Here is a 9,909-nt window from a genome sequence, read left to right as displayed (position 1 = left end):
GTGCCGCCCCGTTTGGGGCGGCACGTTTTGTTTGGGCTGCACGTTTTTGTTTTGGGAGATCCATTTGAGCCTCATAGTTATGTTCACGTTCGGGAACATAACGCCAGTTGCCTTAGCTAAGTTCACGTTCGGGAACATAGCCGTCCGCAGCGCAAGACGGCCCGGCTACTCAAAGCATTGGAACTTGTTCGTCGAGAAGGCGAACGTTACGACAAAGCCTTCGCCGGAGTCGGATGCCGCCGTGACGTCGATGCCCATCTTGGAGCATAGGCGCGCCACCAGGTAGAGGCCGATGCCCGTTGCGCGCTTGGTGGTGCGGCCGTTGTCGCCGGTAAAGCCCTTCTCGAACACGCGTGGCAGGTCTGCCGCACACACGCCGCAGCCGTTGTCCGCAACGGTGAGCTCGATGCGCTCGCTCGCCAGGCCCTCGTCCAGTAACGCGCCCGAAAACACGATCTTCGCGCCGTCCTCGCGCGCATATTTAATGCTGTTCTGAATGAGCTGGCCCAGGATAAACTCGAGCCATTTTTCGTCGGTAAAGACCTCGAAGTCGAGGTTCTCGCACACCGGAGCCACGTGCGCCGCAATGAGCTCGCGCGCGTTGGCCTTAATCGCACCCGTCACCAAGGTCTTAAGGTCCCAGCGGCGAATCAGGTAGTCGCGCTCCACGACTTCCGAGCGCGCGTAGTACAGCGCCTGGTCGATATAGCGTTCCACGCGAGCCAACTCGCGACCCAGGTCATCGACACGTGTTGGGTCATCTGCGCCGCCGTCGAGGTTTTCCAGAATCAGGTGAGCCGCCGCCAGGGGCAGCTTGGCCTCGTGGACCCAGCTCTCGATATAGTCGCGATAGTCTTCGGTCTGACGCCGGCCCTCGGCAACCTCGTCGCAGGCGGCTTTGCCCACCCGGCACAGGACCTCGTACTCGAGCTCGCCCTCGGCATAGGTTGGGCATTGCACCATCTCCTGCACCCATGCGGGACTCTCGAGCTCCTCTGCCGCGCGCTCCAACTGACGCAGAAAACGGCGACGGCGAGCGTACTCGATCACGATGCCGAGCATACCGAAGATAAAGGACACGCCAACCGCCACGACCACGATAGAAACGGGTGCGCCGGCGACCGTCAGCACAAAGCAGCTCAGCAGCACGCCGCACGTCCACACGGCGACGGGAAGCAGTGCATCTTTAAAGAACTTGCCAAACGACATAGCCGGCCCCTAGACCGAATAGCCTTGGCCGCGATGCGTCGTCAAATACCCCTTGATGCCGATTTTTTCGAGCGTGGTGCGCAGGCGGTTGATGTTGACGGTGAGCGTATTGTCGTCCACGAAGGCGTCGGAGTCCCACAGGTCCTGCATGATGGCCGAGCGCGAGACGATCTTGCCCGCGCGGCTCAGGAGCAGCGAGAGAATGCGCAGTTCATTTTTGGTGAGCTCGGTGCTGTCGCCGGTCGCCGTGTTGGTGACCATAGAGCGGGCGAGGTCGAGCTCCAGCCCCTTGTGGACGAGCGTGCTGCGCTCGCCTGACGCCGCGGTGCGACGCAGCAGTGCGTTGATGCGCGCCACGAGCACGCGCGCGCTATAGGGCTTGGGAACAAAGTCGTCCGCGCCGAGCGTCATGGCCATGACCTCGTCGATCTCGGTCGTGCGCGAGGTGAGGACGATGATGGGGACCTCGGATTCGCGGCGAACCTCGTGGCAGATATGCTGGCCGTCCTTGACGGGAAGCGTGAGGTCGAGCAGCACCAGGTCGGGCGCGGCGGCGAGAATATCGCGCGAGACATGCTCGAACGATTCGCAGGCCTCGATTTCAAACCCGGCGCGGGCAAGGATGTCGACAAGCTCACGACTAATGGGCTCGTCGTCCTCAACGATATAGATTAGCGCCATGGATTCCGCTCCCCTCTTGATTGTCTTGCCACCATTATGGCTGCGAAACTGCAGGTGCGCGCCACGCACGTCGCCAAGGTGACAGAACTGTTCGCGAGCGGGGGCGTTTTGTCCGCCTCGCACTCGCAGCGGTGGCGGGAACCAAAATGATTCTTTAATCCCCGTCCCAGAATAATCATTTAGCGGCGGGCGCGAAGCTTTTCGTAGCCGTCGGCAAAGAAGGCGACCGTCGCGGCATCAGACTCGGCGGCGTCGGCGTCGGTGGCAGGCACCACGCCGTGCTCGTCGCTTACCAGGAACAAGGCGCCCTTGAGCTGTGCGGGAATGTCCACGCGCGTGACCGGGATGCCCTTGGTCTGGGCCAGCTGCTCTATGAGCGTCGCCGTGCCACACAGGCACTCGTCCGCCGGCGCCACAAAGGCCAGCTCGCCGTTGCTGACGGCAGCGAGCAGCTCGGGCGCCACGCCGGTTTCGTCGGCCTCGGAGCGGGCCTCGGCGGAGCGGGCACGCAGCGCCTTGGCCGAAGTATCGGCCAGCGGCGCGTACTCACCCACCGTCATGGCGGCATTGCCGTTAACGTCGATCACCAGCATGAGCACGCCGTCGTGCGCGGTGTAATCGCCCTCGGCAAGCGACCACTCAACGTGCTGCTTAGCCCAGCTGAGCATGTTATGGGTAAGCGGTTCGCCCTGCACCAGACGCTCGGACAGCGCGCGGATGTGACGGTTGAGCATGGGCACCTTTTTGGTGGACATGCGCCAGCGGCAGATAAGCGCGGGCTTGTCGAGCGTGAACTTCTCGACCGCCTCTTGATTGGCGCAAAAGTCCTCGTACGCACGCTGATCCTCGGCATTGCCAAACAACTCGGCATCATCAATCTGGGGCATGGTTGTACCTTTCGTGTTAGTCATTCCGTCCTCTTATACCAAAAAGACGGCCCTCCAAACGGAGCGACCGTCTTTTGCAGAGATTATTTTGACGATATGGTCAGGCGACCGATCAGCTTAATGGGATAGAACAACATCCCATTAAGGGTTTTCCAAGTGCCCGAGATTGCCCCGAAAGAGGAGCGCCGCGTACTAAATGTACGCAAGCGACGGTTTGAGGGGCAAGGTCGGGTGCTTGGGAAAGCCCTAGTGCCTAAAATGCCTGGCACCTGTGAACACCATCGCGATGCCGTGCTCGTTGCAGGCCTGGATGCTCTCGTCATCGCGCTTGGAGCCGCCGGGCTGGATGATGCAGGTCACGCCGTGTGCGGCAAGCACGTCGACGTTGTCGCGGAACGGGAAGAACGCGTCACTTGCGCAGGCAAAGCCGCCCTTCTCCACGCCTTCGCGCTCGCAAAAGTCCTCGGCGCGTTCGCAGGCGAGCAGTGCGGAGTCAACGCGGTTGGGCTGACCCGGGCCCATGCCAATGCCGGCCTTGCCCTTGGAGACCAGGATGGCGTTGGACTTAACGCCCTTGCAGACCTTCCAGGCAAACTCGAGCTCGGCCATCTCAGCGTCGGTGGGCTTGCGGTCGGTGGGGAACGTAAAGGTCGCGGGATCCTCGGTCACGTGGTCGACCTCCTGCACCAGCATGCCGCCGTCGATGGAGCGCAGCTCCACCTGGGCACCGTGGTCCACGCCGCCGGTAGCCAGCACGCGCAGGTTGGGGCGCTTGGCCATGCGCTCGAGCGCCCCATCGGTGTAGCTCGGGGCGATGATGACCTCGACGAACTGCTTGTTCTGGTCGGCGAAGTGCTCAACCAGCTCAAAGGGAACCTCGCGGTTGCAGGCGATGATGCCGCCGAAGGCGCTCTTGGGATCGCAGGCGAAAGCGCGGTCGTAGGCGGCCGTGATGTCCTCGGCAACGGCGGAACCGCAGGGGTTCTGATGCTTGAGGATCACGCAGGCCGGCTCGTCGAACTCGCGGACCAGGTTCCAGGCGGCATCGGCGTCCAGATAGTTGTTGTAGCTGAGCGGCTTGCCCTGGATCTGCTCGGAGCCCACAAGCGGGAACTGAGAGCTCGCGGTGTTCTCGCAGCCCTCGGCAAAGCGGTAGACCGTAGCCTTTTGCTGAGGATTCTCACCATAGCGCAGGTCGTCGACCTTCTCCAGCGAAATCTCGAGCTTGGCAGAGGTGTCCGCCACGTCGCTTGCCTGGGCGGCAAGCCAACGGGAGATAGCCGTGTCGTAGGCGGCGGTGGTCTGGTAGACCTTCACCTGCAGGCGACGACGGGTGGAAAGCGTGGTGCAGCCACCGGTCTCGCGCATCTCGGCCAGGACGGCATCATAGTCGGCCGGGTCGGAGATGACGGTAACGCTCGCGGCGTTCTTGGCGGCAGAGCGCAACATGGAGGGGCCACCGATGTCGATGTGCTCGATGGCATCCGCAAAGGTGACCTCGGGGTTGGCGACGGTCTTCTCGAACTCGTACAGGTTGACGACGACCAGGTCGATCAGCTTAATGCCGTGCTGGGCGGCCTCCTGCATGTGCTGCTCGGAATCGCGGCGGGCCAGCAGCGCGCCGTGAACCTTGGGGTGTAGGGTCTTAACGCGGCCGTCCATCATCTCGGGATAGCCCGTGAACTCCTCGATGGGGGTTACGGGAACGCCCGCGTCCTCGATGGCACGAGCCGTGCCGCCCGTAGAGATGATCTCGACGCCAAAGTCATCAACCAGCGTCCGTGCGAAATCGACGACACCCGTCTTATCGGTAACCGAGATCAACGCGCGTGCGATCTTCACATCAGATCCCATGCAGTCCTCCTGTCTGGTACGCCGCCGTGCTCTGTGAGTCGGTGATACGTCGATCTGCAGCGCTCGCGCAGCGGCATTGAAAATACTGATTCAATGTAGCGCATCGAGCGCGACGTTGCATCCCGCAACGCACGGCTGTGCAGAAAAAGTTTGCGAGCGGGGGGTTGCAAGAGCGCCGCTGGGCACGGTGAGTTGATGGAACACAGGGGCACCATAATTAGATGCCAATGGCGTGGTAGAACTGTGCTCGATATGTATCCGCAATAGAAAGAGGCACCATGGTCTCGCGGGTTCTCTACCGACCGTTTGATACCGAAGATTTCGACGCCATCGCGCTGATCTTGCAGCAGCTTTGGCACAACAACTCGGATAACGATGAGTACAACCGCCTCGAAGCCGCGTGCGACCTTGCCTACTGCCTTTCGTCGTCGACGTTTTCGCAGGTTGCGGTGATTGACGGTCAGGCGCGTGGCATTTCGCTCGCGCGTGCGGGACAGAGCTCCGGCGCCACCGTTAAGGAACATTGGATGGATACCGAACGCGCGCTGCTATCGCAGATGCGTGAGCTGGAGCCCGATGCCTGCGCCGAGTATCTCTCGTTTGTACGCGCAACCATCCGAACCAACAACCGTCTGCTCGAGAGCAGCCCGTTGCCGCACGACAACGAGGTCACGCTGCTTGCCGTGGATCGCGATGTCCATGGCCTGGGCGTTGGCACGGTTCTGCTCGATGCCGCAGTCTCGCACCTGTCCTCGCTTGGAGCGACGAGGGCGCACCTGTACACCGACTCCAACTGCTCGTGGAAGTTCTACGAGTTGCACGGCTTTAAGCGCACGGCCACGCACCGCGCCAACCGCGAAGAGCGCCGCCACGCCATGCCGCGCGAAAGCTTCCTCTACGAGCTGGACCTAACCGTCTAGGCTCAGCAGCCATACCCAGTCGTTGGGGACGTTCTTAAATGGCTAGTCGCTGGGGACGGTCTTCGTAGGTAGCGCATAAAAAGGGGATGGGCTTTCCCCGACGGCTGTCGAGAAAAGCCCATCCCATAGCTTACGACCGTTAGAACGTTCCGCCGCCGCCTCCGCCGACGCCACCACCGCCGCCGCCCGAGAAGCCGCCGCCTCCGCCGCCGCCCGAGCTATCGGAACTCGAAGCCAGCTCACGGATGCTCTCGTGATACACATCGTTAAACGAATCGAGCGGCGAATCGATGCCGTAATGATGGTAGTACCACCAGTAGCAGGGGTAATTGTCGTAGAAACCGTCGGCCTCGCGCACCTCGGGAGGCACCGCCTCGGCAAGCTGACGCAGGACTTCCTTCGAAACGCCCAGCGCCGCACCCATCACCAGCAGCTTGTTCCACAGCACCAAATCGCCCGGGACGGCTTCCTTTAGGCGCGTGAAGTCCTCGAGCCAATGCTTGAGCGCCTTGCAGCGGGCCACTACCTCGGCACCTTCCGGCGTAAAGCGGCGGAACGTAAGGCCCACGCCAATACCCACCAGCACAATCAGCACCGAGATAACCGCGGCGATAATGTTCGCCTGTGCGCCGTCGGTAAAGAAAATGGATCCCATGGGAACAAAGGCGATCAGAATACCAAGAACCAGGCAGAACACCATTGCGACAATGCCGTCCGAGGCAACATACTCGCTATCGGCCAACTTGCCCTTAACGGTGTTCTGATAGTCCTCGAGCTTGTCGCCCACGGGCGTAGCGTGCTGCTTGACGTAGTGCTGCAGCTCGTCAAACGTGCGCGAGCGATCACCGTTCTCGTCGGGCTTAACGCCGGCAAAGAAGACCTTGAGCACCATGTGGTCAATGCCCTTGGCCGATTTCCAGCCCGCATCACTCACCGTCACGCGATATGTCTGCTCTTCTTTCTCGCGCCCCAACAGACCCTTCTTGGCCTTGGTCACGGTCGCCTGCTCCAGCTTGATCACACGGTCGTCAGTAAGCTTCATGAGCGTGGCAATATATGCCTGATCGGGCACCTCGTTCCAGCTCATGAGGGCCGAAAGCACGGCGGGGTGATCGGCCGAGGGCACATCACGGAAGTACTCGTCCTGGAACAGCGGCTTGGGCTTGCGGCGGCGCAGCTTGAGCACAATGATTGTGCCGGTAAAGGCCACCGCCGCGACAACACTTAGCACGGCAAGTGCAATGGCAATCATACGAGCGTGAGCGCGGCGGGCGTTAGCTTCGTCGGCCCATTCTTTTTCTTCGCTCAGGATCGTTGACATGCGCTCTTCGCCCGAGGCGGCAAGCTGCGGCACCCAGTCGCTGGGGAAGGCGATGCGTGCCTCGGCGAATTCGCCCTGATGCACGCAGGGAATGGTATAGGTGACCATGGGCTCGTCCTCATCGAGTGACACGTCGCCCGTCAGCGGACCGTGGCCCCATGCGCGGAAGTTATCGCCCTTGACGGCAGCCGTCCCGGCAGCGGCATTTGCGAAATACACTTCCATCTCGACGTCATCGGAATCCGCCGACCAGCCGTCACCCACAAATTTCCAGTAAAGCTCGGCGGTATCGGCCCAGTTCATAACCGCACCGGTCATGGAATAACTCACGTAGTAGATTGCGCTGTCGCCGCTCTCGTGGGGGCTGAACACCTTAATCCTTACGCCGTCACCGGCCTGCTCGACCGTGTAGACGCCAGAATCGCCCTTGTTCGCGCTATCGACTTTGTTAAACGCGGTGTCCTCTTCCTCGACACTCAGCACGTCAACGCCCGCCGTGCCGCCCTGCTGGTTGGTGCCCGTATTGATCTCCCAAAACACGCCGTTGATGTCGTCGTCGAAATCAAACTGGCGTCCCTCGACAACGGTCAGCGATCCATCGGCCTCGACCGTGGCACCGATATAGGTTTGGGTCATGGAGTAGCCGTCGGCACGTGCAACGGCGGGTAGCAGCAGCAGCGCGCACGCGACGAGCGCGCAAATGTAAGCAAATCGCGCAAACGGGCAGCGCTGCCGACAGGTCTTGGCAACGGGGGCGTTCATAGGCACATCCTTTGTCTGTGATACCAGTAGCGTCATTGTCCCACGTTTGCGGGTTCATGTGACGAACATCTAGGTCAGCGGAGTATTAAACGGGACGAAAGTCACGCCCGCGACCGGCACCTGGGGACGTTCCTTATCTGCCGGCAATCTGGGACACTCCTTGGCATAGCCCGCTCCGGCATAGATACCACTTCATAGCTCCGTCACAGGTGTAGCGGCTTTGTGTGGGCGCGGCGTGAGCCGATTAAGCCGGCGAGCGAGGGGCATAAAGCAGTTGAGCGAAAACGGTTTGCCCCTTTGCCGTTCGCTTGAGGATCATGTCCCCCTTTTCCGCGGAAACCCCGGCAGTTGCGAAGAGCTGCCGGGGTTTCTGTCGTTTGAGGGGTTGAAGGGGCTGAGCTTGGGGCGGTAATCGAGGTGTTCAGTCGGTGCCCGCCGCGCACAACACGCAGCCTCGGCAACTCGCGAGCATCGACGACGCCCCCTCACCTCACCCCGCGCTATACTCGTCCGCATGGATATCAACGCATGCAACATAGCAACACCCGCCGTGGCCATGTCGACGGCGCCCAACAGCAAGCTCGCCCCCGCCCTCGCGCCGGTCGTGGGCCGCTTTGCCCCGTCGCCCTCGGGCCGCATGCACCTGGGCAACGTGTTCAGCTGCCTGTGCGCGTGGCTTTCGGCCCGCAGCCAGGGCGGCAGCATCGTGTTGCGCATCGAGGACCTGGACGATCGCTGCAAGCGCCCGGAACTTGCCGCCCAATTGATTGACGACCTAGCCTGGCTGGGGCTTGAGTGGGACGAAGGCCCCTACTACCAGCACGATCGCCTGGACTTGTACGAGGACGCCCTGCACCAGCTGCAAGACGCCGGCCTCACCTATCCCTGCTTTTGCACGCGCGCCGAGCTCCACACCGCAAGCGCGCCGCACGCGAGCGACGGCACGCCCATCTACCGCGGCGCCTGCCGAGGCCTTTCTGCCGAGGAGGTTGCCCGCCGCAGCATCCTGCGCGCTCCGGCCACGCGTCTGCGTGTGCCCGACGTCGACGACCTCGCCGGCGACGTGATCGAATTCGTGGACCGCACGTACGAAGCCCAATGCGAGGCACTCGCCACCGAGTGCGGCGACTTTTTGGTGCGCCGCAGCGACGGCGTGTTTGCCTATCAGCTGGCCGTGGTGGTCGACGACGCTGCCATGGGCGTCACCGAGATCGTACGCGGATGCGACCTGCTTGGTTCCACGACGCGCCAGATCTATCTGCAACATCTGCTGGGACTGCCCACACCGCGCTACGCGCACATTCCGCTGCTCATGTCGCCGGACGGCCGCCGCCTTTCCAAGCGCGATTGCGATCTGGACCTGGGCGAGCTCCGCACCCGCTTTGGCACACCCGAGGCACTGTTGGGATGGCTCGCCGGGCAAACAGGCATCGCGCCGGACACCACGCCGCGTACCGCCGAGCAGCTGGTCGAGCACTTTAGCTGGGACGTCATCCGCGCGCATCGGGAGAACATCACTGTAACGGTCGAGTAGCCAGCCACCCCGCCTCTACGCAACATCCCAGGACTGGAGTTCGTCGCCCAAGCGAACGATGCAGTCGTAGAGCACGGTGTGGCGCTCGGCCGGGTTGGCATCCCGATGAAAATGCCCGTAGTACCAGCGCTTGTAGTCCAAGCGATCTTCCAGCTCGTCGAAAAATGCCGTAAGCCGATCGACAGCTGGATAATTCCAGCCAGGTGCCGGATAGAGCGTGGGCGAGAGCATGCGCGTGGAGCAGGTGTGGGTGATCACGTAGTCGACCTTCCAGCCCACGCTATCGAGCTTTGCCCGCGCCTCCTCAAAGTTGCGCTCGCCCGGCAGCTCCTGCGGCCACCAGCTGGAATACGGGATGCGGTATTCCTTGTCCACACTCGTGGCGCCGCCCATGGTAAAGATCGTCGACCCACCGAGCTCAAAAACCTCGCCGCGCGTCAGGCGCCGTATAGGCGAGGTGTCCGACAGGCGTTGCGTCAGTCCACCGTGCCACAACTCCAGGGGGCGCTCCGCCCAGTAATCGAAACGCTCGTGATTGCCGTCGACGAACAGCACGGTATAGGGACGCGATTCCAGCCAGGCGATGTCGGCGCATTCCTCGGCAGAGAAATCCCACGGAAAGCCAAAGTCGCCCGCGACAATCAGATAGTCGTCGCTCGTCAGGCTATCCCCAAGATCCCAGTCGCGCAGCTTTTGCATGTCGAGACCACCGTGGACATCACCCGTCACATAGACCGTCAT

8 protein-coding genes are annotated in these 9,909 nt (G+C 62.0%); 2 read left to right on the top strand and 6 right to left on the bottom strand.

The genetic code is table 11. The features are described from left to right. Positions 1 to 165: 165 nt before the first annotated feature. The 4 genes from DWV32_RS06500 to purH form a co-directional block, all read right to left on the bottom strand. On the bottom strand, positions 166 to 1,209 hold the full coding sequence (locus DWV32_RS06500) for a sensor histidine kinase (protein ID WP_117757639.1): 1,044 nt from the start codon (positions 1,207 to 1,209) through the stop codon (positions 166 to 168). A gap of 9 nt (positions 1,210 to 1,218) precedes the next feature. Further along, on the bottom strand, positions 1,219 to 1,890 hold the full coding sequence (locus DWV32_RS06495) for a response regulator transcription factor (RefSeq protein ID WP_117757638.1): 672 nt from the start codon (positions 1,888 to 1,890) through the stop codon (positions 1,219 to 1,221). Positions 1,891 to 2,069: 179 nt separating this feature from the next. Next, the gene (locus DWV32_RS06490) at positions 2,070 to 2,777 is read right to left on the bottom strand and encodes a hypothetical protein (RefSeq protein ID WP_233540423.1); all 708 of its coding nucleotides are present in this window, start codon (positions 2,775 to 2,777) and stop codon (positions 2,070 to 2,072) included. Positions 2,778 to 3,023: 246 nt separating this feature from the next. Beyond that, complete coding sequence (gene purH, locus DWV32_RS06485) at positions 3,024 to 4,631, bottom strand: bifunctional phosphoribosylaminoimidazolecarboxamide formyltransferase/IMP cyclohydrolase (RefSeq protein ID WP_117757636.1); 1,608 nt, start codon at positions 4,629 to 4,631, stop codon at positions 3,024 to 3,026. 278 nt (positions 4,632 to 4,909) lie between these two features. Between purH and DWV32_RS06480 the strand changes: the two genes are divergently transcribed. Continuing rightward, a complete protein-coding gene (locus DWV32_RS06480) occupies positions 4,910 to 5,551 on the top strand; it encodes a GNAT family N-acetyltransferase (RefSeq protein WP_117757635.1) in 642 nt (213 codons plus the stop codon). Positions 5,552 to 5,690: 139 nt separating this feature from the next. Here DWV32_RS06480 and DWV32_RS10315 read toward each other — a convergent pair whose 3' ends face one another. Beyond that, positions 5,691 to 7,634 (bottom strand): DUF2207 domain-containing protein, encoded by a 1,944-nt coding sequence (locus DWV32_RS10315; protein ID WP_187361835.1) that lies wholly within the window; start codon positions 7,632 to 7,634, stop codon positions 5,691 to 5,693. A gap of 556 nt (positions 7,635 to 8,190) precedes the next feature. On the opposite strand from DWV32_RS10315, the gene gluQRS reads away from it, so the two are divergent. Then, positions 8,191 to 9,168, top strand: coding sequence for a tRNA glutamyl-Q(34) synthetase GluQRS (gluQRS, locus tag DWV32_RS06470; RefSeq protein ID WP_117757658.1), 978 nt, complete (start codon positions 8,191 to 8,193; stop codon positions 9,166 to 9,168). A 15-nt stretch (positions 9,169 to 9,183) separates the two neighbouring features. Here gluQRS and DWV32_RS06465 read toward each other — a convergent pair whose 3' ends face one another. Further along, positions 9,184 to 9,909, bottom strand: a complete 726-nt coding sequence (locus DWV32_RS06465) for a metallophosphoesterase (protein WP_117757634.1) — start codon at positions 9,907 to 9,909, stop codon at positions 9,184 to 9,186.

Source organism: Collinsella sp. AF04-24 (assembly GCF_003465685.1).
Classification (GTDB): domain Bacteria; phylum Actinomycetota; class Coriobacteriia; order Coriobacteriales; family Coriobacteriaceae; genus Collinsella; species Collinsella aerofaciens_AP.
This window is presented reverse-complemented; position numbering and strand designations above follow the sequence as displayed.

Coding starts and splice junctions, on each gene's coding strand:
- DWV32_RS06500 (WP_117757639.1), bottom strand. CDS start 1,209: ATGTCGTTTGGCAAGTTCTTTAAAGATGCACTGCTTCCCGTCGCCGTG.
- DWV32_RS06495 (WP_117757638.1), bottom strand. CDS start 1,890: ATGGCGCTAATCTATATCGTTGAGGACGACGAGCCCATTAGTCGTGAG.
- DWV32_RS06490 (WP_233540423.1), bottom strand. CDS start 2,777: ATGCCCCAGATTGATGATGCCGAGTTGTTTGGCAATGCCGAGGATCAG.
- purH (WP_117757636.1), bottom strand. CDS start 4,631: ATGGGATCTGATGTGAAGATCGCACGCGCGTTGATCTCGGTTACCGAT.
- DWV32_RS06480 (WP_117757635.1), top strand. CDS start 4,910: ATGGTCTCGCGGGTTCTCTACCGACCGTTTGATACCGAAGATTTCGAC.
- DWV32_RS10315 (WP_187361835.1), bottom strand. CDS start 7,634: ATGAACGCCCCCGTTGCCAAGACCTGTCGGCAGCGCTGCCCGTTTGCG.
- gluQRS (WP_117757658.1), top strand. CDS start 8,191: ATGTCGACGGCGCCCAACAGCAAGCTCGCCCCCGCCCTCGCGCCGGTC.
- DWV32_RS06465 (WP_117757634.1), bottom strand. CDS start 9,909: ATGACGGTCTATGTGACGGGTGATGTCCACGGTGGTCTCGACATGCAA.